Source organism: Streptomyces sp. NPDC055140, from assembly GCF_053607285.1.
Window position 1 is genome coordinate 136,483 of sequence record NZ_JBSGTG010000004.1, and the last position, 26,632, is coordinate 163,114.

A 26,632-nucleotide genomic window follows, 5' to 3' on the forward strand; every position below is an offset into this window, starting at 1 on the left:
GACTTCGGCGCGGGGAACTGGTGGGGCGGCCGCGGCAGGTTCGGGTCGGGGCCGCGTCACGCCTCCGGACGGCGGTCGCCCTGCACGCGCGCGTGGAGGTGGCAGTCGTGCCAGCCGTCCGCGTGCAGGAGCGCGCTGCGCTTCGTGCCCTCCAGGGCGAACCCCGACTTGAGGGCGACCCGGCAGGACGCCATGTTGCCGACGGCGTGCTGGAGTTCGAGGCGGTGGAAGCCGATCTCGTCGAGCGCCCAGCGGGACAGCGCGGCGACGGCGCGCGGGGCGATACCGGCGCCCCGCGCCGCGGGCAGGACCCAGTACGCGACCTCGGCCAGCCCCTCGTGCAGAGAGAGGGAGCGCAGCGCCGTGCGGCCCACCACCTCGCCGGTGTCCGCCGTGGCGAGGGCCCAGCTGGCCCGGTGCTCGCCGTCCCAGGCGTCCCGCCACTCCTTCATCCAGCCGCGCGCCTCGTCCTCGGACTCCGCGACCCGCGCGTGCCACTGCTGGATCGTCGGGTCGCGGAACGCCGCGTACACGGCGGGCACGTCGTCGTCCCGCCAGGGCCTGAGGACGAGGCCGCCCTCGGCCTCGATGGTGGGCTGAGGACCGCGGGCGAGCGTGCCGGTGGCCAGGACCTGCGGAATCGTGATCGGCATGGGCCCCATCCTGCCCCCGGCGGCCCGCCTCCGTCCGTGGTTCCTCGGGACCGGCGACCGCCCGTAGGCTGGGCCGCGATGAGACGTAAGCGGCGCATTCCGCCCTCCCCGCTGCCGCAGCGCGACGGCATCGACGCCTTCCGGGTCATGCTGCCGCTCGACGGCGCCTGGAGCACGGTGCGCGACCATCTCGTGGAACGGCTCGCGGCCGGGCCCGGGGTGATCGACGCGATGCTGCGCGAGGGGCGGATCGTGGGCGCGGACGGGGCCGCGGTGACGTCGGACGCGCCCTATGTCCCGGGCGCCTGGGTGTGGTTCCACCGCGACCTCGCGCCCGAGGTGCCCGTGCCGTTCCCCATCGGGATCGTGTACCGGGACGAGCACATCGTGGTCGCCGACAAGCCGCACTTCCTGGCGACGACGCCGCGCGGCAGCCATGTCACCGAGACCGCGCTGGCGCGCCTGCGACGGGAGTTGGACCTGCCCGCGCTCGGGCCGGCGCACCGGCTCGACCGGCTCACCGCGGGCCTCGTCCTGTTCGTCGTCCGGTCCGAGGAACGCGGCGCGTACCAGACGCTGTTCGGCGACAAGCTCGTGCGCAAGGAGTACGAGGCGGTGGCCGCCCACGACCCGGGAATCGCCCTGCCGAGGACCGTGCGCAGCCGGATCGAGAAGGAGCGCGGAGTGCTTGCCGCGCGCGAAGTGCCGGGCGGGGAGCCGAACGCGGAGAGCCGGATCGAGCTCGTCGAGCGGCGCGGCGGGCTCGGCCGCTACCGGCTGCTCCCCCACACCGGCCGCACCCACCAGCTGCGGGTCCACATGAACGCGCTCGGCCTGCCGATCCTCGGCGACCCGATCTACCCGGTGATCGCCGACGAGGTGGCGCCGGACGACTTCCGCCGCCCGCTCCAACTCCTCGCCCGGACCCTGGAGTTCAGGGATCCCGTGACAGGCCAGGAGCACCGCTTCGAGAGCGGGCGGATGCTCGAGGCCTGGTCGGTGTACGAGGAGTGGACGGACGGCTAGCCGACGGCGCCCGTCCACTCCTCGTAACGCCTGGGTGCGGCCCGCTCAGTAGCCGCGCCACCAGCGCAGGAAGCGCCGCCAGGCGCCCTGCGGCGGTGCGGCGGGCGCCGGGAACGCGGCGGGCGGCTGCTGCGGTTCCGGTGCGGCCGCCGGAACGGGGGCGGGCGCCGGCGGAGCGTGTGTCGACACCTGCCATTCGTCGCGCGGCTCCGGGACCGGCCGGATGCCGGGCTTGGCGACGACGTCCTGCGGCGGGCGCGGCTCGAACTTCACCGGCAGCTCCACCAGGTGCTGCGAGAGGATCGAGGAGCGCCAGCGCAACTCGTGCTCGTGCACCGAGAGTTCGACGTCGGGAAGACGCATCAGGAGCGCGTCGACGCCGATGTCGGCGATGGCGCGGCCGATGTCCTGTCCTGGGCACTCGTGCGGTCCGCCGCCGAAGGCGAGGTGCGAGCGGTTGCCCTGCATGTTGGCGGACAGGTCGGGGCGTACGACGGGGTCGACGTTGCCGGGCGCGATGCCGAAGATCAGGCCGTCGCCCCGGCGGATGTGCCGGCCGCCGAGCTCGGTGTCCTCCTTCGCGAAGTAGCCGACCATGGCGCTGAACGGCGGCTCGTCCCACAGGGACTGCTCGACCGCCTCGGGCACGGTCATCTGGCCGCCGTTGAGCCGGGCGCGGAAGCGGGGGTCGGTGAGGACCACGCGCAGCACGTTCGCGATGAGGTTGGCCGTGGCCTCGTACGCGGCGATCAGGACGAGGCGCAGGTGCTGGGCGACCTCGTCGTCGTCGAGGGCGGCGGGCTGGGCGATGAGGTGACTGGTGAAGTCGGCCTCGGGGTGGGCACGGCGACGGGCGGTGAGCCTGGTGAGGACGCCCATGATGTATTCGTTGCTGGCGATGGCGGTCTCGGTGCCCTTGATCATGTCGCGGGCGGCCTGCACCATCCGCTCGTTGTACTCCTCGGGCATGCCGAAGATCCGGCACATCACCATCATCGGCAGATGCTCGGCGAACTGGCTGACGACGTCCGCCTCGCCGATCTCGCAGATCTTGTTGACCAGCTCGTTCGAGGCGCGGTTGATGAAGCGCCGCAGGCCCCGGGCCTCGATGGTGCCGATCGCCCCGGTGACCGCGCCGCGCAGCCGCTGATGGTCGGCGCCCTCGGCGAAGCTGCAGATGGGCTGCCAGCTGAAGACGGGCGCGAGGGGGTTGGTGGGGGTGACACTGCCGTCGAGGACGGCGTTCCAGTGGCGCGCGTCGCGGTTGAACTGAGAGGTCGAGCGGACCATGTGCAGGTTCTCGCTGTGCCCGAGGACCGCCCACATCGGCACGTCGTCGTGGATCAGGACGGGGGCGACGGGGCCGTGTTCGGCGCGCAGCTTCTCGTACACGGCCGAGATGTCGTCGTCCGCCTCGGGGCCGTAGAGCCGGCGCAGGCCGCCGGGGCCCAGGGCGTGGGCCGGGCAGCCGGGCGGTGGACTGAGCGCGGCCTCGTCCGTACCGGCGTGTGAGTGGGAGGGAGTCGTCACGGTGATCGCTCCGGTGGTGTGGAAAGTCTGTGTGGAAAAGGCTGTGTGGACGAAGAGGGCGGCAGGCACCGGCCGGGTCAGACGCGGGCGAGCGCCAGTTCGTGCAGATAGCGCATCAGCGTCATCAGGACGTCCCGGCTGGAGGCGCGGCGCCGGGCGTCGCACTCGAGGATCGGGACGTCCGGGTCGAGGTCGAGGGCCTGGCGCAGTTCGTCGGCTGGGTAGCGCGGGCCGTCGGGGAAGGCGTTGTTGGCGATGACGAACGGCACGCCGCGCTCCTCCAGGCGCCCGATCACGTCGAAGCTGACTTCGAGGCGGCGGGTGTCGATGAGCACGACGGCGCCGAGCGCGCCCTCGAACAGGCCGTTCCACAGGAACCAGAAGCGCTCCTGGCCCGGGGTGCCGAAGAGGTAGAGCACCAGCTCGTCCGTGATGCTGATGCGTCCGAAGTCCATGGCGACCGTGGTGGCGGTCTTCGTCTCGGAGCCGTAGTTGTCGTCGACTCCGATGCCCGCCTGGGTCATGGTCTCTTCGGTGGTGAGCGGCCTGATCTCGCTGACGGATCCCACCATCGTGGTCTTGCCCACGCCGAATCCGCCCACGATGACGACCTTCACTGCGGCCGTGACCGTGTCGGGCAGATGGTCCTCGCTCCGGGGCCCCGGAATGCGGGGTCCGTCCCGGAGCGTGTCAGAGCTTTTGAAGTCCATGCATCACCGCTTCGAGGAGGGAACGGTCGGCGACGGCGCCGCGGATGACGGGGGCGCGCGCCTGGACCAGTTCGGCCGCGAGGAGTTCGCCGAGCAGCACGGTGACCACGCTGAACGGCAGACTGAGGTAGGCCGAGATCTCGGCCGTGGACAGGGGTGACTTGCACAGCCGTAACAGGGCTGCCTGTTCGGGCGGCGCCGCGGGCGGGGGGTCGGCGCGCGCGACGATCAGGGTGACCAGGTCGAGCGGCGCGCGCTCGGCCCCCTCGCCGCCGCCCGTGATGGTGTACAGGCGTTCGGGGTTGGCGCCCTTGCCGTCCGGCCCGCGGCGTTCGCGCTGCGGCGGCTCCACTCCGGAGGGTTGCGGGGGATGTGTCATACGGTCTGCCCGTTCCGCCGGGGCGGACTGGTGAGGTGGGCGCCGATGCGTACGACGAGGTCGCGCATGCGGTTGCTGATGAGTCCGGCGTCCACGTGGGCGTCGGCGAGGACCGCGAGGTACGCGCCCTTGCCCGCGGCCATGAGGTAGAAGAACCCTCCGCTGACCTCGATGATGACCATGCTCATCCGGCCGTCGCTGTCCGGGATCTCGCTGGCCACCGCGGTGGCGAGGCTCTGGAGTCCGGCGCAGGCGGCGGCGATGCGGTCGGCGGCGTCGGGGTCGCCGCCGTAGCGGGCGATGCGCAGGCCGTCCGCGGAGAGCACCACGACCTGCCGGGTCTGGGGCACGCCGTCGGCGAGCTCCTTGAGCATCCAGTCGAAGTTTGCCCTTTGCTGGATCACTGACGGTCTCCCTCGTCGACCTGCTGATTGGTTCCGGTGGGCTCGCCCGACGCGTCGCCCTGCCCGTCACCCTTGAGCCCGTTCATGAACGCCTCGACCCACAGGCCCGGTTCGGGCTGGTCCGGCTTCTCGGGTTCGGCCTCGGAGGCCGGTACCGGGATGGGCGTCCACTGCGGGGGCTGGTCCGCGCGGGGCGCCGTCCCGCTGCCGTTCTCGGGCGCCCTGGGCGTCACGATGATCTGCTGGTCGATGACCTTCGTGTCGACCTTCCTGCGGCGCTGCGGCAGTCCGTTGGCGCGCCACTCGGTGACGACGGGGACGTCGTCCTCCATGGCGGCCATCAGCGGCGCGGAGGGGCGGGGTCCCGTGGTGGGGCGGCGCAGCTTCTTCTTGCGGGGCTCCTCCACGACGGGCTCGCCGTCGTTGTTGACGCGAGGCACACCGGAGGCGCCGATGCCGTGCGCGAGGCCGGGCGCGGGGTCGGTCGTGATCATGATCCGCGGCACGATGAGGACGGCGCGGACGCCGCCGTACGCGGACTGGCGCAGCGCGATCTGCATGTCGTACATCTGCGAGAGCCGGCCGACGACGGCCATGCCGAGGCGGGGGTTCTCACCGAGGTCGTTGAGGTCGATACCGGCCTTGGCGCGGGCCAGCATCTCTTCGGCGCGGCCGCGGGCCTCCTCGCTGAGGCTGACGCCGCCGTCCTCGATCTCGATGGCGATGCCGGTCTGCACCTCGACCGCGGTGACGTGCACCTTGGTCTGCGGCGGCGAGTAGCGCGTCGCGTTGTCCATGAGTTCGGCGAGCGCGTGGATGAGCGGCTCGACGGAGATGCCGCGGATGGCGATCTTGGCGATCGAGTGCAGCTCGATGCGGGGGTATTCGAGGATGCGCGACATGGCGCCGCGCAGCACGCTGTAGAGCGGCACCGGCCGGGGCCACTGGCGGCCGGGGCGGGCGCCGCCGAGGACGGTGATGGAGTCGGCGAGCCGGCCGATCAGCGCGGTGCCGTGGTCGATGCGCAGGAGGTCGTCGAAGACCTCGGGGTTGCGGCCGTGGTCCTCCTCCATCTCGCGCAGTTCGGCGTTCTGCTTGTGCACGATGGACTGGACGCGGCGCGCGATGGAGACGAAGGCGCGCTGCGCCGCGTCGCGCATGTTCTCCTCGCGGTCGATGAGGTCGAGCACCTCGGCCATCAACCTGCGCTGTGCGTGAGGGAGTTGGGAGTGCGCCGGGTCGCTCTCGACGACGACCTTGACGGCTTCCGAGGCCGTGTCGCCGGAGCGCAGCCGGTACAGGGACTCAGGCAGCAGATACCTGGCCATCCACTGGGCCTCGTCATCACGGGCGGCGAGGCTGCGTTCCAGGTGCGCGACGTGGCGGGCGGACTGGGCCCGCTCCCACTTGATCGTGCGGCCGCGGCGTACCGCCTCGGCGGCCACCAGGATCAGCAGAAGCGTGGCGAGGCCGCCGCACAGGGCGACGGCGAGCCGCGCGGGCTGCGCCACCACCGCGACGGCGGCTCCGGTCGCCGCGGCCATGGCCACGGCGGGCAGCAACAGCACGCGTGCGTAGGGGACTTCTCGGCCACCGGGAGGCGATTGAACACTCACCATGTATGCCCTCTGAACGGTCGGATCGGGGAAATGTGTGGTTACGGGGGACGTGCCGACATGCGCGTGGGGGATGAACTCGAACCATCTGCAAGATTGGGAACAAACGCACGAATATGTGCCAACTCGGTGCGCTGCGGGCGAGCTTAGTCCGGTGGGATCACCGCTGTGTCATATTCCGCAAGCACCTGAAATGGCCGGACGGGAGGAATACACTCAGCTCCATTTGCACGCTCAGCGGTGGCTCGCACACATGGAGTGATCACATCCGCCCGTGCGAAATCCCCGCCACGGAAGGGCTGTTGGGCCCTCGGCGCGTGACGCGTGTGAGGTCAGGGGCCCGCGATGCGCGGGGCCGCGTCCGCGGTCGTCGCGGCGAGGACCGGGGCGGCGACCGGTACGGAGCGTTCTGGATCGCGGCGATGCACGAGAATGACGCCTTCGGTCAGCCCGAAGAACAGATCGGCACCCGGGGAGAGTTCACCCCTGGCGAGTGCACGCCCTGGCCGATGGCGGCAGCAACTGCCCGTAGATGTCCGTGCGTTCGGCACGAACGGCATGGACGGCATGGACGGCATGAAAACGTGTACGGCCTGTGTCCCCGCGCCCGTCAGGGGCGCGGGGAACGGCGCGACCGGTCACAACCGGCCGCTCCCTAACCGACGGACGAGTACGCCACCACGCCGCGCCGCAACGCGTCCACCGCCTTGCGGGCGTTCTTGGCGACCGTGTCCCCGTCTCCCGCGCCGGAGACGGACGGCGCCGCGGCCGCGATCTGGCCGAGCACGTCGATGACCTGCTTGCACCAGCGCACGAAGTCACCGGCGGGCATGTCCGCCTCGCGCAGGACCTCGTCGAGGCCCTTGCCGGACGCCCACTGGTGCGCGGCCCAGGCGAAGCCCAGATCGGGTTCGCGCTGGCCGACGCCCTCGGTCTGGCTGATCTTGAACTCTTCCTCCAGGGCGTCGAGCCGACCCCAGATGCGGACCATCTCGCCCAGCGCCGCCTTGGCCTTGCCGGACGGCAGCTTGGGCGCGAGCGCGTCGTCGGCGGCGCGGGCCTCGAACACCAACGCCGAGACGCACGCGGCCAGTTCGGCCGGGCTGAGGCCTTCCCAGACCCCGTCGCGCAGGCACTCGCTGGCGAGCAGATCGAGCTCGCCGTACAGACGCGCGAGGCGCTTGCCGTTCTGCGTGACCTCGTCGCCGCGCAGATAGTCCATCTCGGTCAGCAGGGCCACGATGCGGTCGAAGGTGCGGGCGATCGTGTTCGTCCGGCCCTCGATGCGGCGCTCCAGCTGCTGCGTGTCGCGCCGCAGCCGGTAGTAGCGCTCGGCCCAGCGGGCGTGGTCCTCGCGCTCGTCGCAGCCGTGACAGGGGTGGGCGCGCAGCTCGGCGCGCAGCCGCGTGATCTCACGGTCGTCGGCGGCCGCCGCGCGGCCCCTGCGATGCCGGTCGGGCACGATGTGGCCGGCCTTGGTGCGCAGCGCGGATGCGAGGTCCCGCCGCGACTGGGGCGAGCGCGCGTTGAACGACTTGGGGATCCGCATCCGCTCCAGTGCCTCGACGGGCACCGGAAAGTCGATCGACGCGAGCCGCTTGACCTGGCGCTCGGCGGTCAGGACCAGCGGGCGCGGGCCGTCGTGCTGCTCGAAGCCACGGTGTCCGTCCGACCGGCCGGCCGGGATGCCGGGGTCGAGGACGAGCGCGAGCCCGGCGAACTTGCCGGAGGGGACGTGGATGACGTCGCCCGGCTTGAGCTTCTCCAGGGCGGCGGCCGCCGCGGCGCGCCGCTGTGCCGCGCCCTGCTTGGCGAGGTCCGTCTCGCGGTCCTTGAGCTCGCGGCGCAGCCGCGCGTACTCCTCGAAGTCCCCCAAGTGGCAGGTCATGGAGGCCTTGTAGCCATCCAGACCCTCCTCGTTGCGCTGGACCTGACGGGAGATCCCGACGACCGACTTGTCGGCCTGGAACTGCGCGAAGGACGTCTCGAGCAGCTCGCGCGAGCGATGCCGACCGAACTGCTCGACCAGATTCACCGCCATGTTGTACGACGGCTTGAAGCTGGAGCGCAGCGGGTACGTGCGCGTGCCCGCGAGTCCCGCCAGGTGCTCGGGGCTGAAGGCGCGCTGCCACAGGACGACCGCGTGGCCCTCGACGTCGATGCCACGCCGGCCGGCCCGGCCGGTGAGCTGGGTGTACTCGCCGGGCGTGATGTCGGCGTGCTGCTCGCCGTTCCACTTGACGAGCTTCTCCAGCACGACGGACCTGGCCGGCATGTTGATGCCGAGCGCAAGGGTCTCCGTCGCGAAGACGGCCTTCACGAGACCGCGTACGAACAGCTCCTCGACGACCTCCTTGAACGTCGGCAGCATGCCCGCGTGGTGGGCGGCGATGCCGCGCTCCAGGCCTTCGAGCCACTCGAAGTAGCCGAGGACGTGCAGGTCCTCGTCGGGGATCGCGGCCGTGCGCTCCTCGACTATCTCGCGGACGCGGGCGCGGGCCTCGTCGTCGTTGAGCCGCAGGCCCGCGTACAGGCACTGCTGTACGGCGGCCTCGCAGGCGGCGCGGCTGAAGATGAACGTGATCGCGGGCAGCAGCCCCTCGCTGTCGAGGCGCTCGATGACCTCGGGGCGGCCGGGCGTCCAGATCCGGGAGCGCTGTCTGCGCTCGCGCTCGCGGTCCGCCTCGCGCACCATCTTGCCCTTGCGGCGGTCGCGCGGGTTGTACGAGCGGCTGGCCTCCATGCGGGCCATGCGCGTCAGGTCCGGATTGACGGCCTTCTTGCGGCCCTCGCCCTCCTCGAAGAGGTCGTACATCCGGCGTCCGGCGAGCACGTGCTGGAACAGGGGTACGGGCCGGTGCTCGGAGACGATCACTTCGGTGTCGCCGCGCACGGTGTCGAGCCAGTCGCCGAACTCCTCCGCGTTCGACACGGTCGCCGAGAGGGAGACCAGGGTGACGGACTCCGGGAGGTGGATGATCACCTCTTCCCAGACGGCGCCGCGGAAGCGGTCGGAGAGGTAGTGCACCTCGTCCATGACCACGTAGCCGAGGCCGAGGAGGGTCTGCGAGCCCGCGTACAACATGTTCCGCAGGACCTCGGTGGTCATGACGACCACCGGAGCGTCCGCGTTCACGCTGTTGTCGCCGGTCAGCAGGCCGACCTTGTCGGCGCCGTACCGCTTGGTGAGGTCGGCGTACTTCTGGTTCGACAACGCCTTGATGGGTGTCGTGTAGAAGCACTTCTTGCCCTGCTGGAGGGCCAGGTGGACGGCGAACTCGCCGACGATCGTCTTGCCGGAGCCGGTGGGCGCGGCCACCAGAACGCCCTTGCCCGTCTCGAGAGCCTGACACGCCTCGATCTGGAAGGGGTCGAGGCCGAAGTCGTACATCTCGCGAAAATCGGCGAGCGCGGTGGCCTGCTCGGCAGCGCGCTTACGTGCTGCCGCGTACCGCTCGGCCGGTGAGAGGTCCTCTGTCATCGTGCTTTCGAGACTACCGGCCACCACTGACAACGGACGATCTTTATTGTGATCGGCCCCTTCCGGGGCCGGGGCGCCACGATTTCCGGGGCCGGAGCCCCACGGCCTCCAGGCGTCAGGGCCCTACGATCAGCCCGGCCTGCGGCACGCACTCGACGGTCAGGGGCAGGCTTCCGAGTGGCTCCCCGTCGGCGTACCCGGTGATCCCCTCCGCGGCCAGTTCGACCTTCTTCGCGCGGTGGACGGTGACCACGGGGTGATCGAGGTGGGTCCCCTTGTACACGCGCGGGAAGACCTTGAGCAGTGTCGCCCGCGAGCAGTCGCCGACGACCGTGATGTCGAAGAGCCCGTCCGTCATGTCGGCGCCCGCACAGATCTGCATGCCACCGCCGTACGACGTCCCGTTCCCCACAGCGACGAGCGTGGCCTCGACTTCCAGCACAGGGCCGTCGTCCAGGGTGATCCGGTACGGGATGGGCTTGAACGCGGCGAGCTCGGCGACGATCGCGAGGTCGTACTTGAAGCGGCCGCCGGGCCAGCGCATCCGGTTGCCCCGGTCGTTGACCCTGGAGTCGAAACCCGAGGCCAGGACGGTGCCGAACCAGTGTCCGTCGGCCCGCCCCAGGTCGAGCTCGCGTATCCGCGATCCCTTGAGGGCGTCGGCGACGAGGGCGCCCGCCGCCGACGGGTCCCGTCCGGGCAGTCCGAGGGAGCGGGCGAAGTCGTTTCCTGTCCCGACGGCGATCACGCCGAGCGGGGTGCGGGTGCCCGCGACGGCCTGGAGCGCCAGGTTGGCCATGCCGTCACCGCCGACGGCCACGAGCGCTCCGGTGCCGGCGTGGACCGCAGCACGCGCGCGCGTGAGCGCGTCGTCGGCGTCCTCCCCCACGACCGTACGCACAGAGAAACCGGCCGCCCGCAACGCGGAAGCGGCCGGCTGCGCCGCCTGGGCGCCCCGGCCGCGCCCGGCGGTGGGATTGACGAAGAGGGTGATCTCGCTGGTCACGGGCGGACCTTACAAGATCGTGCCGCCCTGTCAGGTCACATCGTCATAACCGTTGACCCGGTCCTGGTCCGAACTCGCCTGCTCGGGCAGCGCGCTGCCGGCCGAGACGGGCTCGGGCGTGAGGTCCAGGTTCGAGGCCTCGTCGTCGTCCAGGTCCTCGCGGTCCCTGGCCTTGCGGCGGTCGTTGAGCAGGGAGAAACCGGCGGCCGCGAAGTACAGGACCCAGATGGGTCCGGCGAGCGCCATCATGCTCAACGGGTCGGTGCTGGGCGTGGCCACGGCCGCGAAGACCGTGATGCCCATGATCATGCCGCGCCACCAGCCGATCATCCGCTTGCCCGTGATCACCCCGGTGAGGTTGAGCATCACGAGAAGCAGCGGCAGCTCGAAGGAGAGCCCGAACACGACCACCATGCGTGTGATCAGGTCCAGGAGATCGTCCAGCGGCAGCTGGTTGTCGACACCGCCCGGCGAGAAGTCGAGCAGCACCCTCGCCATCGTGGGGAGGGTCTTGTACGCGAAGAAGGCGCCGCACAGGAACAGCGGGAAGCCGGTGGCGACGAAAGCGGTCGCGTACTTCTTCTCGTGCTTGTGCAGGCCGGGCGCGACGAAGCCCCACAGCTGGTAGAGCCAGACCGGCGACGCGAGCACGACGCCCGCCATCAGCGAGATCTTCAGCGCGAGGGTGAACGGCGTCAGCAGACCGTTGAGCACGATCCGCGCGCACGTCTCGTCGTGCTGTCCCTTGTTCGCCTGCTCGGCGAGCTCGGCGAAGCTCGACTTGCAGCCCACCGAGTCGAGCACCGGATTGGTGAAGAACTCGATGATGTCCTTGTAGAAGAAGGCGGCGACGATCGTGACGACGACGATGGCCAGCAGGGCCTTCGTGAGCCGGTTGCGTAGCTCACGCAGGTGTTCCGCGAGCGGCATCCGCCCCTCGGGATCCTTCTCCGTGTTGCGGGCAGACTTGAGCAACCCACGTCCTCATCTCGTGCGACAGGCCGCCTTCGCGGGGCGGCCCGGGATCAGCGCTGCGAAGTCTGGTCGGTCGGCTCGGTGACCGGGCGGCCGCCTGTCACGTCACCGGGGGCGGCCTTGATCGTGCGCTGCGCCGGGGTCTGCTCGTCGTGCTGCGGCGGGTCGGCCGGCGCGGTCTGCTGACCGTCGGACTTCATCGCCTTGGCCTCGCTCTTGAGGATGCGGGCCGACTTGCCCAGCGAGCGCGCCATGTCGGGAAGCTTCTTCGCGCCGAACAGCAGGACGATGACGACGAGGATCAGAATGATCTCAGGGGCGCCGATCTTTCCGAACATAAGCGTTTACCTTCTCACCGAGGCGGCAGGGGCGGGGCTGCCGGTACAGGTCGGACTGATGTCCGACCACCGTGCTGGCAGCGATCGTATCCCGCGGGGGTGAACAGGGGGCAATCCCTCTGCGTACTCCCAATTGCGGTCCGCGCCTCGCTCGACGGGCCGCGCCTCGCAGCGTACCCGCACGTCCCTGCAACCGGACAGGGCACAGGGGTAAAGCGCTTACCAGCATGTCTCCCCCGTCACGTTCGACGGGCCGCGCGATCAGAGAAGCTCGCGGCTCGTGCGGACCGTGCCGGTCGCCGCCCGCTCCAGGTCCTCCGCCGCACGGTTGATCTGCTGCGTGGTGTCGGCGACTTGGCGCCCGAGGCGCTGCGCCTCGACAAAGACCTTGACCGCGAGTACGCCGAGCACGGCGAGCCCCACGAACCCCACAGCAATCGCCAGCATCGCCCAGAACATGCGCCGAGCCTAGACGGTCTGGTGGAGGCGGAGCGTGCTCACCCCTCCGCCGGTGAGGAGTTCGATGATGCGCTCTCCGGCCGGCTTGCGTACGGCGGCGCCGCACTCGGGGCAGGTGAACGAGTAGAACGTGGTGCGGCGGGTGGCGCCGATCGCCAGGCGCAGGGCTCCTGCGGAGAGTTCGAACCGCTCACGGCAGTCGGGGCAGGCGGCCTTGAAAAGCACCGGACCCACCACCGCAGACAATCCACCCATTTCGACCATCCCAGACTTTTCAGAACTTCCCGAACTTCTGGCACCCCCGGGCCGCACCGCGGTCAACGGCACGCCCACCCTTCTCACGCCGGCCACGCGCATGAGGGTCGTCACAGACCCGCCCGCGGCCAACGTCCCTACCCCTGCTGGTCGTACGCGCCCAGCGCCTCCCCGGCGGCCTGCCGCGCACTCTCGGCGAGCCCGAGCGGCGAGACGATGCGCCCGTCGCGGCCGAGCCGGAGCGCGAGCCGGCGCAGCGACGACGGGTCAGGCGTGCGCAGCGTGATCCGCAGGCCGCCGTCCGCCAACTCCTCGGCGCTGTCGTGCGGGTAGTACTCCGCCACCCAGCGTCCGCCGGGACCGACCTCGACCACGACCTCGGGGTCCTCGGCCGCGGGCTGCACGAGCCCCTCGGACAGGTCCCGCAGTTCGATCTCCGGCGGCACGGACGGCTCGTCCAGGATCCGGATCTCGGCGACCCGGTCGAGGCGGAAGGTGCGCCGCGCCTCGGAGCGCCGGCACCAGGCCTCCACGTAGGTGTGGCCGACGCTCACCAGACGGATGGGGTCGATCTCCCGCTCGGTGAGCTCGTCGCGGGCCGGGGAGTAGTAGCGGATCCACAGCCGGCGCCGCTCCGAGATCGCCCGGTCGACGTCGGCGAAGACGCCGCCCTCGGACTCGAACGTCACCGAGAGCCGGGCGCTCGCCCCGGCCGCCTCGCCGGCCGCGGCCTCCAGCTTCGCGGTGGCCCGAAGCAGCGCGAGCCGGTCGCTCTCCCTGAGGCCGGGCAGCGTGGACACGGCGCGCGCGGCGACGAGCAGCGCCGTCGCCTCGTCGGCGGCGAGCCGCAGCGGCGCGGCGACATCGTCCGGGTTGTGCCACCAGATGCGGTCGCCGTCCGTGTCGATGTCGAGGAGGTCGCCCCCACGGAAGCTCGTCCCGCACAGCGGCAGGATGTCGAGGTCCGAGATCAGCTCGTCCTCGGTGATCCCGAAGGCGCGGGCGACATCCTCGACGCGCGCTCCTGGGCGCTCCCGCAGATACGTCACGAGGGACAGCATCCGCCGGGTCTGGTCGATGGCGTTCGTGGCCATTGGTCCTCGTTCCCCTCAGCCCTTGGCCACGGCACGCAGCCGGTCGACGACCTCGGCCCGCAGCTCGGCGGGCTCGAGCACGACCACGTCGGGCCCGAACTCGACCAGCCAGGCGTCGAGTCCGTGCCCGTAAGGAATCTCCAGCTCGTCCCAGCCGTCGCCGAGGTCGCGCACGGCGGAGGCCTTGGCGCGCAGTGGATAGCCGGAGCCGGTGCGCAGCCTGATGAGGGCCGTGCGGTCGGCGGTCTCGCCGGCCCAGCTCGCGACGGTCTCACGGACGGTCACGACGTCGGGCACGTCGGCGGTGAAGCGGCCGGCCCGGGAGCGGACCTTGCCGGTGATGCGGGAGAGCCGGAAGACGCGCTCGGCGCCGCGGTCGCGGTCCCAGCCGGCGAGGTACCAGTGGCCGCGCCAGCACTCCAGCGCCCACGGCTCGACATGCCGCTGCTCGGGCCGCGCGGCGGTGGCCTTGCGGTAGTCGAAGACGACGGTTCGGCGGTCGCGGCAGGCCAGCATCAGGGGTTCGAAGGACGCCTCGTGCGCGGGGATACGGGGTTCGAGGGCCGAGTGCGCCTCGTACGGGTCGACGTCCTCGGGGAGTCCTGCGGCCCGCAGCTTCTGCAGGGCTCCGCTGGCGGCGCCGGCGAGGCGGGCCTGCTGCCAGACCTTCGCGGCGAGGCCCAGCGCGGCGGCCTCCTCGGCGTCGAGGGTGACGGGCGGCAACCGGTTGCTGTCCCGGCGGGCGAGATAGCCGATCTCCCCGTCGAGGCTCTCCACGGTCGCGATGACCAGGCCGAGCTCCCGCAGGTCGTCCTTGTCCCGCTCGAACATCCGGTTGAAGCTGTCGTCGGAGTTGGCTTCCAGGTAGGCCTCGATGGAACCGCGCAGCTCACGCTTGCTGAGCGGGCGTCCCGTCCCGAGCAGACACAGCGCCAGATTCATCAGCCGCTCGGCCTTCGCAATGGCCATCGACGCCCTACGTCCTCTCTTCGAGAGCCCCCTGGCTCTCCCCCATCCGAATGTCGACCGTACCGCTCCGGGGTGTCGTGGCAAAAGCCGAGGACAAGCGGTGCATCCCAAAGGGATTCGGTCGAGGGCGGTGGAGGGAGACGGGCTGGGCCCATGCCAGGAGGCATGGGCCCAGGGTCGACCGTTTGCGGTCACAGCCTGATCAGACGGCGACCGCGTCGGTGACGATCAGACGCCGATCAGGTCGCAGACGAAGATCAGCGTCTCGCCGGGGGCGATCACGCCGCCGCCGGCGCCACGCTCGCCGTAGGCGAGGTGGGCGGGGATGGTCAGCCGGCGGCGGCCGCCGACCTTCATGCCCTGGATGCCCTTGTCCCAGCCGGTGATGACCTGGCCGGCGCCGAGCTGGAACTCCAGCGGGTTGCCGCGGTTCCAGGAGGCGTCGAACTCCTCGCCGGTGGAGAAGGCCACGCCCACGTAGTGGACCTTGACGTAGTCGCCGGGCTTGGCGACGGCGCCGTCACCCTCCCAGATCTCCTTGATCTCCAGGTCAGCCGGCGGCTGACCCTCGGGGAAGTCGATCTCGGGCTTCTCGATGCTCACGTCTCTTGCTCCTGCTGCTAAACGGTTGGGCAACCCGGACAGTCTTGCATCCCGCAGGGTCAGGACGTGGCCAGGATGTCGACGACGAACACGAGCGTCGAGTTGGCCGGGAGCGTGTCGCCCTTGGCCTGCTTCCCGTACGCCTGGTCGGCCGGGATCACCAGGAGGACGCGGTCGCCCACGTGCTTGCCGACGAGACCCTTGTCCCAGCCCGGGATGACCTGGCCCTGGCCGATGATCGTGGTGAAGGGCTGGCCGGCGTTCCACGAGGAGTCGAAGAGCGTGGCCTTCGGCTTACCCTCGTTGATCTTCCAGGCGGCACCGCTGTACTGCATGGTGACCGTCTTGCCGCTCTTGACCTCGGCGCCCTTGCCCTGGATCAGGACCTGGTCGACCAGCTTCTTCGGCGGGTCGTTCTTCGGCACGGAGATCGTCGCGGGCTCCGGCTTGTCGGCCTTGATCTGCGGCAGGTTCGACGGGATGGGCGCCTGCGTGCCCGTCGCCATCTTCGGGGTGACCTTGCCGACGTCGATCGCGAAGACCAGCGTGTCGGTGCCGGTGACGCCCGCCTGCTGGTTGCCCTGGCTGCCGAAGCCGGCGGCGGGCGGCGCCACGACGAGGACGCGGCTGCCTTCCTTCTGGCCGACCAGGGCGTCCGCGAACGCCGGGATGACGGTCTTCGAGCCCGCGGTGATCAGCTGCGGGCTGCCGCCCTGCTGGTAGGAGCTGCCGAGGTCCTTGCCGCTCTTCCAGACCTTGCCGGTGAAGTTCATCGACACCAGGTCGTCCTTCTTGACCACGGCGCCGTCACCCTGCGACAGCGTGTGCACGACGAACTTGCCACTCGGCTCGGCCTTCGGCACGGTGATCTTCGCCTGCTTGCCGACATCGCCGCTGATCTGCGGCATGGGCGACGCCGAGTCGACGGGCTTGGGCGCGGCCGCCTCGGCCTTCGGCGAGGCGGACGCCGAATCCGCCTTGTCCGTGTCGCTCTTCTTGTTGTCATCACCCCCGCACGCCGTCGCGGTCAGCGCCAGAGCCGGGACGATGAGCAGAGCAGCAAGTCGGCGTCGCACAGTGATCCTCAGGTTGCGGGTTACGTGAGTACGGTCCAGCCACTCTAGGCCCTCACGTCACTTACCCGGGGTACCGCACACACACCAAAGAGCCCCGTACGTAGATCACGTACGGGGCCCCGGGTCGACGGTGAGCGGGTCGTCCTACATTCCGGCGATCAGCTTCTCCACCCGGTCGTCCACCGACCGGAAGGGGTCCTTGCACAGCACCGTCCGCTGCGCCTGGTCGTTCAGCTTCAGGTGCACCCAGTCGACCGTGAAGTCACGGCGCTGTTCCTGGGCCCTGCGGATGAAGTCGCCCCGCAGGCGCGCGCGCGTGGTCTGCGGCGGCACCGACTTGCCCTCGAAGATCTTGAGGTCGTTGCAGATGCGGGCCGCCTGTCCCTTCCTCTCCAGGAGGTAGTAGAGGCCCCTGCGGCGGTGGATGTCGTGATACGCGAGGTCTATCTGCGCGACCCGCGGATGCGACATGGTCATGTTGTGCTTGGCCCGGTACCGCTCGATGAGCTTGTACTTCATCACCCAGTCGATCTCGGTGCCGATCCGGTCGAGGTCCTCGGCCTCGATCGAGTCGAGAACGCGGCCCCACAGTTCGAGGACCTGCTCGACGGTGCCGGTACGGATCCCGCGGCGCTCGCAGAAGTCCACGGCCTTCTCGTAGTACTCGCGCTGCACCTCGAGGGCGGATGCCTCGCGGCCACTGGCCAGACGCACCTTGCGCCGGCCGGTGATGTCGTGGCTGACCTCACGGATGGCCCGGATCGGGTTCTCCAGCGTGAGGTCACGCATGACCGTGCCGGCCTCGATCATGCGGAGCACGAGGTCGGTGGCGCCCACCTTGAGGAGCATCGTCGTCTCGGACATGTTCGAGTCGCCGACGATGACGTGCAGGCGCCGGTAGCGCTCGGCGTCCGCGTGCGGTTCGTCGCGGGTGTTGATGATGGGGCGGGAACGCGTGGTCGCGGAGGACACGCCCTCCCAGATGTGCTCGGCACGCTGGCTCACGCAGTACACGGCGCCGCGCGGAGTCTGCAGCACCTTGCCCGCGCCACACAGCAGTTGCCGTGTGACCAGGAACGGAATGAGGATGTCCGCGAGTCGCGAGAACTCCCCGTGACGGGCCACCAGATAGTTCTCGTGGCAGCCGTAGGAGTTTCCCGCCGAGTCGGTGTTGTTCTTGAAGAGATAGACGTCGCCCGCGATTCCCTCCTCGTGCAGGCGGCGTTCGGCGTCGACGAGCAGGCCTTCCAGAATGCGCTCGCCCGCTTTGTCGTGCGTGACCAACTCGGTCACGTTGTCACATTCGGGAGTTGCGTATTCCGGATGTGACCCGACATCGAGATAGAGGCGGGCGCCGTTCCGCAGAAAGACATTGCTGCTGCGGCCCCATGACACGACACGGCGGAAGAGGTACCGCGCCACCTCGTCAGGAGACAGGCGGCGCTGTCCCCTAAACGTACATGTGACGCCGTACTCGTTCTCCAGCCCGAAAATGCGGCGGTCCATGAGTGAACATTACGCCTGATGCCCTGTACTGAAACCGGGTTCGGCAGCACCGTTTCGATCATTTTCCGATGAGCCCGCGACACGCCCGGCGCTATGAGGAGCTGCGAGGACCCGTCCGGTGGCGAGGAGCACGAGCAGCGCGGCCACCCCCGCCGCTCCGGGAACGGCGAAGCCCCACACCGTGCCGCCCCACTCGACGACCGGTCCGGCGGCGGCCGTTCCGATCGACGTACCCACCGTGAACGTCGTCACGAGCCACGAGAACGCCTCCGTCACCGTGCCCCGCGGCGCGTGCCGGTCGACGATGATGAACGCGCAGGCGATCGACGGGGCGAGGAACACACCGGCGAGCGCCGTCAGCGCGGTCATCGCCACCACGCCCGGCATCAGCACCAACGGCACGTAGAAGAGGGCCAGCAGGGCCACCAGCCACCGCAGCCGCCGCTCGGGGACGCCGGCCCACTGCCGCGCCCCGTACACAGACCCGCCCGCCAGCGCGCCGAGCCCGAGTGCCGCCATCAGCCAGCCGTACGTCACGTCGCCGCCGTGCCCGTCCGCGTACGAGACACCCGCCACCGTGATCGAGCCCAGCGCCGTCCCGATGAACAGGAACGCCCCGAGGAGCGCGAGGAGTCCGGGCGAGCGCAGGGCGCCCAGCCAGTGCGCCTCACGCGGTGCCGAGCACCACGCGCGCGAGGGCTGTGACACCACCACCGACAGCGCGCCGAGTACACCGACGACGTTCAGAACGATGAGCGCGGCCTGCGCCGACCACAGCGAGACGCACACGGTGACGAGCAGCGGCCCGACGGTGAACATGACTTCCTGCGCCACGGCGTCCATGGCGTACGCGGTGTGCACCTGGTCCTCGCGCGGCAGCACGTTCGGCCACAGCGCGCGCAGCCCGCCCTCAAGGGGCGGGGTGAACAGTCCCGCCGCGCCCACAGCGACGTACGCGAGCGCCGGTGACCCGGTCCCGGCGAAGGCGAAGACGGTCATGGCCAGGGCCGACGCCAGCGCTGCCGGGAGCTGCACTCGCGGCTGTCCCCGCAGGTCCACGAGCCGGCCGAGCAGCGGCTGCCCCACCGCGTTGGAGACGCCGTACACCGCGGCGAGCGCTCCGGCCAGGCTGTACGTGCCGCCCGCGGCGCGCACGAACAGCACGATCGCGATGGCGGCCGTCGCGTTCGGCAGGCGCCCCACCAGGGTGCCCGCCAGCAGCCGCGCCGCGTGCCGCGCCTTGAGGATCTCCGCATATCCCGCGGCCATCGCCCGCCCTCTCGCCGCCCCGAGGCGCCCTAGGTTTTACGTATAACTTCGAGGGTCATACGTACCATGTCCGCAGGCCACGGGTCCACCCGAAGGCCCCGCCGCACACCCCACGGAGGCATGAGTGACGACCGGGTCAGACGAGACGGCCCCCGCGCGTCCCACCAGCCGCGACGTCGCCCGCGCCGCCGGAGTCTCCCAGGCCGCCGTCTCCCTCGTACTCGGCGACAAGTGGCGCGGCCGCGTCGCCGAAGCCACCGCCGAACGCGTCCGCGCCGCCGCCCGCGACCTCGGCTACCGCCCCAACCTCGCCGCCCGCAACCTGCGCCTCGGCCGCACCCGCACGGCCCTCCTCGTGGTCCCCGCCCTCACCAACGAGTTCTTCGCCGGCGTCTACACCGGGGCCGCCCGCGTCGCCGCGGAGCACGGCTTCGGCGTCGTGCTCTACCCCTCCCCCGAAGGCATCGGCCCCGCGCGCGACCCCTTCGACTCCGCACGCGCGGCCCTCGACGGCGTCCTCGCCTCCTCCATGGCCTCCGCCGCCGTCACCGCCATCCGCAGCGGCGGACTCCCCCTCGTCATGCTCGACAGCGACCCCGACGACACGGCGGGCACCGGCGGCGCGGCCACCGTCAACCTCGACATCGCCGACGGGATGCGCCAGGTGACGGACCACCTGCTCGCCCTCGGCCACCGGAGGTTCCTGCACCTCGCCTCGGCCGTGCCCTCCTGGACCTTCGACGTACGCGCCCACGAACTCGCCGACCGCACGGCCCGCGTCGCCGAAACCCACGTGAGCACCGTGCGCTCACCCCTGACGGTCGAGGCCGCCCGCACCGCCGCGCAGGCCGCGCTCACCGCCCCAGGACCCCGTCCCACCGCGATCGTCTGCGACGACGACAAACTCGCCACCGGCGCCTACAAGGCCGCCCGCAGACTGGGCCTGCGCATCCCCGACGACCTCTCCGTCACCGGCTTCGACGACCTCTCCCTCGCCACCGCCGTCGAGCCCGAACTCACCACCGTCCGGCTGCCCGCGGAGCTCTTCGGCGAGCGGGGCATGGCCGCGCTCCTCGCCGTCCTGGACGGCCGCGCCCCGGAAACCGCCGCGCTCCCCGTCGAGTTGGTCGTCCGCGGCTCCACGGCCGCGCCCGGCGCCTGACACGACGAACGGCGCCCCGACCGCTTCCACGGTCGGGGCGCCGGACACCTCGGCAGGAAACCCTGCTCACTCCTCGTCGTCGGACTCCGCGTCACTGCTCTCCACCGGCTCGGCGGACGTCGCCGCACCGGCCTCGAGCAGCCGCGACAGCTGCGGCCCCACGATGCGCTTGAACTTCCGCTGCTGCGGGCGCGTACGGTCGAGGACCGCCACCTCGAGCCGCTCCGCGGGGATCTCCCGCTCACTGCCGTTGGTGTCCCGCGACAGTGCCTGCACCGCCAGCTTCAGGGCCTCCGCCAGGGTCATCCCGTCCCGGTGACGCTGATCCAGATAGGTGTTGATCTGCTCCGCGTTCCCCCCGACCGCGACCGAGCCGTGCTCGTCGACGATCGAGCCGTCGTGCGGAAGGCGGTAGATCTGGTCACCATCAGGGGTCTCGCCGACCTCCGCGACCACCAGCTCCACCTCGTACGGCTTCTCGGCCGCGCTCGAGAAGATCGTGCCCAGTGTCTGCGCGTACACGTTCGCCAGGCCACGCGCCGTCACATCGTCGCGGTCGTAGGTGTAACCGCGCAGGTCGGCGTAGCGCACGCCGCCGATCCGCAGGTTCTCGTACTCGTTGTACTTGCCGGCGGCGGCGAAGCCGATCCGGTCGTAGATCTCGCTGAACTTGTGCAGCGCGCGGGACGGGTTCTCGCCGACGAACACGATGCCATCGGCATACTGCAGCACAACCAGGCTGCGACCGCGGGCGATGCCCTTGCGGGCGTACTCCGCCCGGTCGGCCATGGCCTGCTGGGGTGAGACATAGAACGGCGTCGACACCGGCTGTCCGTCCCTTTCTGTCAGTGACTCAGTGACTCAAGTCTCGGGCGAATGGCGCTTCGGGCATGACGGATGCGTACCGGTCAGAGAAGCGCGGCCCGCGGGCCGTCGGGCTGCTCGAGCCGGCGCTCGAGGATGGAACGGGCGATCTGCGCACCCTCCTCGTCGGTGACCCTGCGGAACCCGTCGTCCGTGATCACGGTGACGATCGGGTAGATCCGGCGCGCCACGTCGGGACCACCGGTCGCCGAGTCGTCGTCCGCCGCGTCGTACAGGGCCTGCACGACGAGCGTCGTGGCCTCCGCCTCCGTCAGATCTTCGCGGAAGAGCTTCTTCATCGCCCCACGCGCGAAGATCGACCCGGAGCCGGTCGCCGCGTACCCGTGCTCCTCGCTCCGCCCGCCCGTGACGTCGTACGAGAAGATGCGGCCCTTGCCACGGTCCACGTCGTACCCCGCGAACAGCGGCACCACGGCCAGGCCCTGCATGGCCATGCCGAGGTTCGACCGGATCATGGTCGAGAGCCGGTTCGCCTTGCCCTCCAGCGACAGCTGGGCGCCTTCCACCTTCTCGAAGTGCTCCAGCTCCAACTGGAAGAGCTTCACCATCTCCACGGCCAGACCGGCCGTACCGGCGATACCCACCGCCGAGTACTCGTCTGCCGGAAAGACCTTCTCGATGTCGCGCTGGGCGATCATGTTGCCCATGGTGGCCCGGCGGTCACCGGCGAGAACCACACCGCCGGGGAACGTGACGGACACGATCGTCGTGCCGTGCGGCGCCTCGATCGCGCCCTTCACCGGCAACGCGCGGTTCCCGGGCAGGATTTCCGGCTGATGCACGGACAGGAAGTCCACGAAGGACGAGGATCCAGGCGTCAGGAAGGCTGCTGGTAGACGCCCGGTGCTACGAGTGTTGGCTTCCACGCGATTCCTTCCACGTAGGCGGCGGCGCGACGGATGACGTCGGGATGATGTCCCAACTTGCCGATGGCCGAATTGCAGTTGAAGCACAGTACGTCAGGGACCCTACCCACGGAACTGCAGTGATCCACATCCGTGGCCGGGTGCTTGGGACGGCCTCGCTCGACGGCCCGCCCGCCCCCGGCACCCCGGCCACGCCACCTTCAGTTCAAAGGTGGAACGAGCTACTCGCCGCCTTTTTGAACGAAGCTCCGCACGAAGTCCTCGGCGTTCTCCTCGAGGACGTCGTCGATCTCGTCCAGCACGGAGTCCACGTCGTCGCTCAGCTTCTCCTGGCGTTCCTTGAGGTCCTCGGAAGCCTGCGCGTCCTGCGCCTGCTCCTCGACCTCCTCGGTGGAACGCGTCGCCTTCTGCTGTCCGCCGCCGGTGTCCTTGGTCGCCATCTACCTCACCCCGCTCGGTTCGACGTTCTTGATCAGACCCTACAAGCCGGGTCCGACATCGGCCCCGCACTTCGTCCAACGTGCGAGGCCCACCTCTGTGATTCCCCTGCCGCCGGCTTTTCAGCCTCCGGACAGCACCCGGACCAGATCTTCGGCCGTGCGGCACCGGTCGAGCAGCTCCTTCACGTGATTACGCGTTCCGCGAAGGGGTTCGAGGGTTGGGACCCGCTGCAGAGAGTCACGGCCGGGCAGATCGAAGATCACCGAGTCCCAGGAGGCCGCGGCGACGTCATCCGCGTACTGCTCCAGGCAGCGCCCGCGGAAGTACGCCCTGGTGTCCTCCGGCGGCTTCGTACGGGCCCTCTCGACCTCCGACTCGTCCAGGAGCCGCTTCATCCTGCCGCGGGCCGCGAGACGGTTGTACAGGCCCTTCTCGGCCCTTACGTCGGCGTACTGGAGGTCGACGAGGTGGAGCCGCGCGGCGTCCCAGTCGAGGTTGTCGCGGCGGCGGTAGCCCTCCATGAGCTGCCGCTTCGCGACCCAGTCGAGCTCTCCGGCCAGGCTCATCGGATCGCTCTCCAGACGGCCCAGCACGTCCTCCCAGCGGGTCAGGACGTCCTTGGTCTGCTCGTCGGCGTCCGCCCCGTAGCGCTCCTCGACGTACTTCCTGGCCAGCTCGAAGTACTCCATCTGGAGCTGCACCGCGGTGAGCGTGCGGCCGCTGCGGAGTGTGACCAGGTGTTGCAGGCTGGGATCGTGGGAGACCTGGTGGAGGGTGCGCACGGGCTGGTCGACGGCCAGGTCGACGGCGATGAAGCCGTCCTCGATCATGGAGAGGACCAGGGCCGTCGTGCCCAGCTTGAGATAGGTCGAGATCTCGGAGAGGTTCGCGTCGCCGATGATCACGTGCAGGCGGCGGTACTTCTCCGCGTCCGCGTGCGGCTCGTCCCTGGTGTTGATGATGGGGCGCTTGAGGGTCGTCTCGAGGCCGACCTCGACCTCGAAGTAGTCCGCGCGCTGGCTGAGCTGGAAGCCGTGCTCATGGCCGTCCTGGCCGATACCGACGCGGCCGGCGCCGGTGACGACCTGGCGGGAGACGAAGAAGGGCGTCAGGTGGCGCACGATGTCCGAGAAGGGGGTCTCCCGCTTCATCAGGTAGTTCTCGTGCGTGCCGTAGGAGGCACCCTTGTTGTCGGTGTTGTTCTTGTAGAGGTGGATCGGCTGGGCCCCGGGGAGCTGGGCGGCGCGCTCGGCGGCCTCGGCCATGATGCGCTCGCCGGCCTTGTCCCACAGGACGGCGTCCCGCGGGTTGGTGACCTCGGGGGCGCTGTATTCGGGGTGTGCGTGGTCGACGTACAGGCGGGCACCGTTGGTGAGGATGACGTTGGCCAGACCGATGTCCTCGTCGGTGAGCTGGCTGGAGTCGGCGACCTCCCGGGCGAGGTCGAAGCCTCGCGCGTCCCGCAGCGGATTCTCCTCCTCGAAGTCCCAGCGGGCACGGCGCGCCCGGTGCATCGCCGCCGCGTAGGCGTTGACGATCTGGGACGAGGTGAGCATGGCATTGGCGTTGGGGTGGCCGGGGACGGAGATCCCGTACTCCGTCTCGATGCCCATTACTCGCCGTACGGTCATGCGGCCCTCCTTGCCCGGCGGCGCCCCCGTTCGGGGGCGGCGCTCAAGTACCGCTGGTTCTCCAGTGCGCGTGCGGTGCCCGTCCCCGCGCTGCGCGACTCGGCGGTACCGAAGAGCCTAGAACGCCTATGCGCTGGTGGGGAGATCATTACCGTCATTGCTGTTGCCGAGCCTGCGAGCCGGCCGTTGCCGGGAAACCGGAAAGTCGGCCGGAATTGTTGCCTGGAAAACAGTCGGCTGCGGGTACCCGGTAGAGGCACCCGCAGCCGCCCTGCCTTTTACAGGTACTGCCCGGTGTTCGCCACCGTGTCGATGGAGCGTCCGGTGTCCGCGCCCTGCTTTCCGGTGACGAGCGTACGGATGTAAACGATCCGTTCGCCCTTCTTACCGGAGATGCGAGCCCAGTCGTCCGGGTTGGTGGTGTTCGGCAGGTCCTCGTTCTCCTTGAACTCGTCCACGCAAGCCTGGAGGAGGTGGGAGACCCTGAGGCCCTTCTGATTGTGCTCGAGGAAGGCCTTGATGGCGGCCTTCTTGGCGCGTCCGACGATGTTCTCGATCATGGCGCCCGAGTTGAAGTCCTTGAAGTACAGGACTTCCTTGTCACCGTTGGCGTACGTGACCTCGAGGAAGCGGTTCTCCTCGCTTTCCGCGTACATCTGCTCCACGGCGGTCTGGATCATCCCGTGGACCGTACTGGCGCGGTCGCCGCCGTGCTCTCCGAGGTCGTCGGAGTGCAGCGGGAGGCGGGCGGTCAGGTACTTGGCGAAGATGTCCTTGGCCGCTTCGGCGTCCGGGCGCTCGATCTTGATCTTCACATCGAGTCGTCCGGGCCGCAGGATCGCGGGGTCGATCATGTCCTCACGGTTGGAGGCACCGATCACGACCACGTTCTCCAGGCCCTCCACACCGTCGATCTCGGCGAGCAGCTGGGGGACGATGGTGTTCTCCACGTCCGAGCTGACGCCGGATCCGCGGGTGCGGAAGAGGGACTCCATCTCGTCGAAGAAGACGATGACGGGCGTGCCCTCGCTGGCCTTCTCACGCGCACGCTGGAAGACGAGGCGGATCTGCCGCTCGGTCTCACCGACGTACTTGTTGAGCAGCTCCGGACCCTTGATGTTGAGGAAGAAGCTCTTGCCCGTGGCCTGTCCGGTCACTTCCGCGACCTTCTTGGCAAGGGAGTTGGCCACTGCCTTCGCGATCAGGGTCTTGCCGCAGCCGGGAGGCCCGTAGAGCAGGACACCCTTGGGCGGCCGCAGCTCGTGCTCCTTGAACAGGTCCGGGTAGAGGTAGGGGAGCTCGACCGCGTCGCGGATCAGCTCGATCTGGTTGCCCAGACCGCCGATCTGCTCGTAGCCGATGTCCGGGACCTCTTCCAGGACGAGCTCTTCGACTTCGCTCTTGGGTACGACTTCGTAGACATAGCCGGATCGGGGTTCGAGCAGGAGGGCGTCGCCGGGGCGGATGGTGATGTCGAGGAGCGGTTCGGCGAGCCGGACCACCCGTTCTTCATCGGTGTGCCCCACCACCAGGGCGCGCTCGCCGTCCTCGAGGATCTCCTTGAGGGTGACGATGTCGCCGACGCTCTCGTACTCCATGGCCTCGACCACGTTGAGCGCTTCGTTGAGCATCAGTTCCTGGCCGCGCCTGAGGTCTTCGAGCTCCACGCTGGGGCTGACGTTCACCCGGAGCTTGCGGCCGCCGGTGAAGATGTCGGCGGTACCGTCCTCGTTCGCCATGAGGAAGACTCCGAAGCCGGCCGGCGGCTGCGCAAGCCGGTCGACTTCCTCCTTGAGGGCCACGATCTGGTCGCGGGCCTCCCTGAGCGTGTTGGCGAGCCGCTCGTTCTGTGCGGACACGCCGGCCAGGTTGGTCTGCAGCTCGACGATCCGCTCTTCGAGAATCCTCGTATGGCGCGGAGAGTCGGCGAGCTTGCGTCGCAGGACGGCGATCTCCTGCTCAAGATAGGCAATCTGACCGGCGGGGTCGTCAGACCCTCTTCCCGGGCGGATGCCGCGGTTCATGTCGTCGTCGTGGGCTGCCACGGTCCTCACCTCCTCCAAGGGGAGCTGGACGCTTCCAGACCCTACCTGGGTGGGTGTCGATTGAAACCCCTAGATCACAAAGACGAAGGGGGTGTGTCCGATCTTCACCCTTGCGCTCTCCCTCACGCCAGGGGAATACCCACCCAACAACATCGGAAAGCAGCCGGTTGTAGGGTCGCAGTGTTCAACACCCGTCGGAGCTGGCCCGACTTGCTGGTACGCGGGGCGGTTCGAGGCAGGAAACGGCAGGAGA

The 26,632-nt window shown here is 69.8% G+C and carries 26 protein-coding genes and 1 pseudogene; 2 read left to right on the forward strand and 25 right to left on the reverse strand.

All coding sequences use genetic code 11. The annotated features are described in order from the left end of the window. Positions 1-56: 56 nt before the first annotated feature. Positions 57-653, reverse strand: coding sequence for a GNAT family N-acetyltransferase (locus tag ACWFR4_RS10755; protein ID WP_453463274.1), 597 nt, complete (start codon positions 651-653; stop codon positions 57-59). Between the two features lie 78 nt (positions 654-731). Here ACWFR4_RS10755 and ACWFR4_RS10760 point away from each other — a divergent pair, with 78 nt between their 5' ends. Continuing rightward, entirely contained in the window at positions 732-1,679 is a 948-nt protein-coding gene (locus ACWFR4_RS10760) for an RluA family pseudouridine synthase (protein WP_453463277.1), read from the forward strand. A 45-nt stretch (positions 1,680-1,724) separates the two neighbouring features. On the opposite strand, the gene ACWFR4_RS10765 is transcribed toward ACWFR4_RS10760, so the two are convergent. The 18 genes from ACWFR4_RS10765 to ACWFR4_RS10850 all read right to left on the reverse strand — a co-directional run bounded on the left by ACWFR4_RS10765 (position 1,725) and on the right by ACWFR4_RS10850 (position 19,349). Continuing rightward, the gene (locus tag ACWFR4_RS10765) at positions 1,725-3,209 is read right to left on the reverse strand and encodes a cytochrome P450 (protein ID WP_453463280.1); all 1,485 of its coding nucleotides are present in this window, start codon (positions 3,207-3,209) and stop codon (positions 1,725-1,727) included. 77 nt (positions 3,210-3,286) lie between these two features. After that, the gene (locus ACWFR4_RS10770; RefSeq protein ID WP_376539328.1) at positions 3,287-3,919 is read right to left on the reverse strand and encodes a GTP-binding protein; all 633 of its coding nucleotides are present in this window, start codon (positions 3,917-3,919) and stop codon (positions 3,287-3,289) included. Then, complete coding sequence (locus ACWFR4_RS10775) at positions 3,900-4,298, reverse strand: DUF742 domain-containing protein (protein WP_453463283.1); 399 nt, start codon at positions 4,296-4,298, stop codon at positions 3,900-3,902. Before ACWFR4_RS10775 ends, ACWFR4_RS10770 begins: the two co-directional genes overlap by 20 nt. Continuing rightward, positions 4,295-4,702, reverse strand: coding sequence for a roadblock/LC7 domain-containing protein (locus ACWFR4_RS10780; RefSeq protein WP_100597102.1), 408 nt, complete (start codon positions 4,700-4,702; stop codon positions 4,295-4,297). Before ACWFR4_RS10780 ends, ACWFR4_RS10775 begins: the two co-directional genes overlap by 4 nt. Then, positions 4,699-6,321 carry a sensor histidine kinase gene (locus ACWFR4_RS10785; RefSeq protein ID WP_453463286.1) on the reverse strand — a complete coding sequence of 541 codons (1,623 nt, stop codon included), beginning with the start codon at positions 6,319-6,321 and terminating at the stop codon, positions 4,699-4,701. Before ACWFR4_RS10785 ends, ACWFR4_RS10780 begins: the two co-directional genes overlap by 4 nt. 329 nt (positions 6,322-6,650) lie before the next feature. Then, positions 6,651-6,887: a hypothetical protein gene (locus tag ACWFR4_RS10790; RefSeq protein WP_453651978.1), complete on the reverse strand. Its 237-nt coding sequence runs from the start codon at positions 6,885-6,887 to the stop codon at positions 6,651-6,653. A gap of 86 nt (positions 6,888-6,973) precedes the next feature. Continuing rightward, on the reverse strand, positions 6,974-9,799 hold the full coding sequence (locus ACWFR4_RS10795; protein WP_453463291.1) for a DEAD/DEAH box helicase: 2,826 nt from the start codon (positions 9,797-9,799) through the stop codon (positions 6,974-6,976). A 115-nt stretch (positions 9,800-9,914) separates the two neighbouring features. Beyond that, on the reverse strand, positions 9,915-10,805 hold the full coding sequence (locus ACWFR4_RS10800) for a diacylglycerol kinase (RefSeq protein WP_453651980.1): 891 nt from the start codon (positions 10,803-10,805) through the stop codon (positions 9,915-9,917). 30 nt (positions 10,806-10,835) lie between these two features. Then, a complete protein-coding gene (gene tatC / locus ACWFR4_RS10805; RefSeq protein ID WP_453463297.1) occupies positions 10,836-11,780 on the reverse strand; it encodes a twin-arginine translocase subunit TatC in 945 nt (314 codons plus the stop codon). A gap of 50 nt (positions 11,781-11,830) precedes the next feature. Beyond that, positions 11,831-12,118 (reverse strand): Sec-independent protein translocase subunit TatA, encoded by a 288-nt coding sequence (gene tatA, locus ACWFR4_RS10810; RefSeq protein WP_376539334.1) that lies wholly within the window; start codon positions 12,116-12,118, stop codon positions 11,831-11,833. Between the two features lie 261 nt (positions 12,119-12,379). Next, complete coding sequence (locus tag ACWFR4_RS10815; RefSeq protein ID WP_453651982.1) at positions 12,380-12,577, reverse strand: hypothetical protein; 198 nt, start codon at positions 12,575-12,577, stop codon at positions 12,380-12,382. A 9-nt stretch (positions 12,578-12,586) separates the two neighbouring features. After that, the gene (locus ACWFR4_RS10820) at positions 12,587-12,832 is read right to left on the reverse strand and encodes a phage terminase large subunit family protein (RefSeq protein ID WP_227293753.1); all 246 of its coding nucleotides are present in this window, start codon (positions 12,830-12,832) and stop codon (positions 12,587-12,589) included. Positions 12,833-12,969: 137 nt separating this feature from the next. Next, positions 12,970-13,926: a helix-turn-helix transcriptional regulator gene (locus tag ACWFR4_RS10825; RefSeq protein WP_453463303.1), complete on the reverse strand. Its 957-nt coding sequence runs from the start codon at positions 13,924-13,926 to the stop codon at positions 12,970-12,972. A 15-nt stretch (positions 13,927-13,941) separates the two neighbouring features. After that, complete coding sequence (locus ACWFR4_RS10830; RefSeq protein ID WP_453463306.1) at positions 13,942-14,895, reverse strand: helix-turn-helix transcriptional regulator; 954 nt, start codon at positions 14,893-14,895, stop codon at positions 13,942-13,944. 228 nt (positions 14,896-15,123) lie between these two features. After that, a complete protein-coding gene (locus tag ACWFR4_RS10835) occupies positions 15,124-15,498 on the reverse strand; it encodes an FKBP-type peptidyl-prolyl cis-trans isomerase (protein ID WP_116503132.1) in 375 nt (124 codons plus the stop codon). 59 nt (positions 15,499-15,557) lie between these two features. After that, positions 15,558-16,574, reverse strand: a complete 1,017-nt coding sequence (locus ACWFR4_RS10840; RefSeq protein ID WP_453463309.1) for an FKBP-type peptidyl-prolyl cis-trans isomerase — start codon at positions 16,572-16,574, stop codon at positions 15,558-15,560. Positions 16,575-16,718: 144 nt separating this feature from the next. After that, on the reverse strand, positions 16,719-18,080 hold the full coding sequence (pafA, locus tag ACWFR4_RS10845) for a Pup--protein ligase (RefSeq protein ID WP_030606492.1): 1,362 nt from the start codon (positions 18,078-18,080) through the stop codon (positions 16,719-16,721). Between the two features lie 9 nt (positions 18,081-18,089). After that, the gene (locus ACWFR4_RS10850) at positions 18,090-19,349 is read right to left on the reverse strand and encodes an MFS transporter (protein ID WP_453463312.1); all 1,260 of its coding nucleotides are present in this window, start codon (positions 19,347-19,349) and stop codon (positions 18,090-18,092) included. 124 nt (positions 19,350-19,473) lie between these two features. On the opposite strand from ACWFR4_RS10850, the gene ACWFR4_RS10855 reads away from it, so the two are divergent. Further along, positions 19,474-20,511, forward strand: coding sequence for a LacI family DNA-binding transcriptional regulator (locus ACWFR4_RS10855; RefSeq protein WP_453651984.1), 1,038 nt, complete (start codon positions 19,474-19,476; stop codon positions 20,509-20,511). Positions 20,512-20,577: 66 nt separating this feature from the next. On the opposite strand, the gene prcA is transcribed toward ACWFR4_RS10855, so the two are convergent. From prcA to arc, 6 genes and pseudogenes are all read right to left on the reverse strand, one after another. After that, on the reverse strand, positions 20,578-21,336 hold the full coding sequence (gene prcA / locus ACWFR4_RS10860; protein ID WP_453468617.1) for a proteasome subunit alpha: 759 nt from the start codon (positions 21,334-21,336) through the stop codon (positions 20,578-20,580). 83 nt (positions 21,337-21,419) lie between these two features. Then, positions 21,420-22,262 (reverse strand): proteasome subunit beta, encoded by an 843-nt coding sequence (gene prcB / locus ACWFR4_RS10865; protein WP_453468618.1) that lies wholly within the window; start codon positions 22,260-22,262, stop codon positions 21,420-21,422. After that, positions 22,214-22,408, reverse strand: a pseudogene (locus tag ACWFR4_RS10870) (endonuclease domain-containing protein); the annotation flags it as partial. The gene prcB and the pseudogene ACWFR4_RS10870, both read right to left, overlap by 49 nt. Before the next feature lie 75 nt (positions 22,409-22,483). Beyond that, positions 22,484-22,702: a ubiquitin-like protein Pup gene (locus tag ACWFR4_RS10875; protein ID WP_011027899.1), complete on the reverse strand. Its 219-nt coding sequence runs from the start codon at positions 22,700-22,702 to the stop codon at positions 22,484-22,486. Positions 22,703-22,822: 120 nt separating this feature from the next. Then, entirely contained in the window at positions 22,823-24,334 is a 1,512-nt protein-coding gene (gene dop / locus ACWFR4_RS10880) for a depupylase/deamidase Dop (RefSeq protein ID WP_453468619.1), read from the reverse strand. A gap of 278 nt (positions 24,335-24,612) precedes the next feature. Further along, on the reverse strand, positions 24,613-26,379 hold the full coding sequence (gene arc, locus ACWFR4_RS10885; RefSeq protein WP_383538746.1) for a proteasome ATPase: 1,767 nt from the start codon (positions 26,377-26,379) through the stop codon (positions 24,613-24,615). Positions 26,380-26,632: the final 253 nt, after the last annotated feature.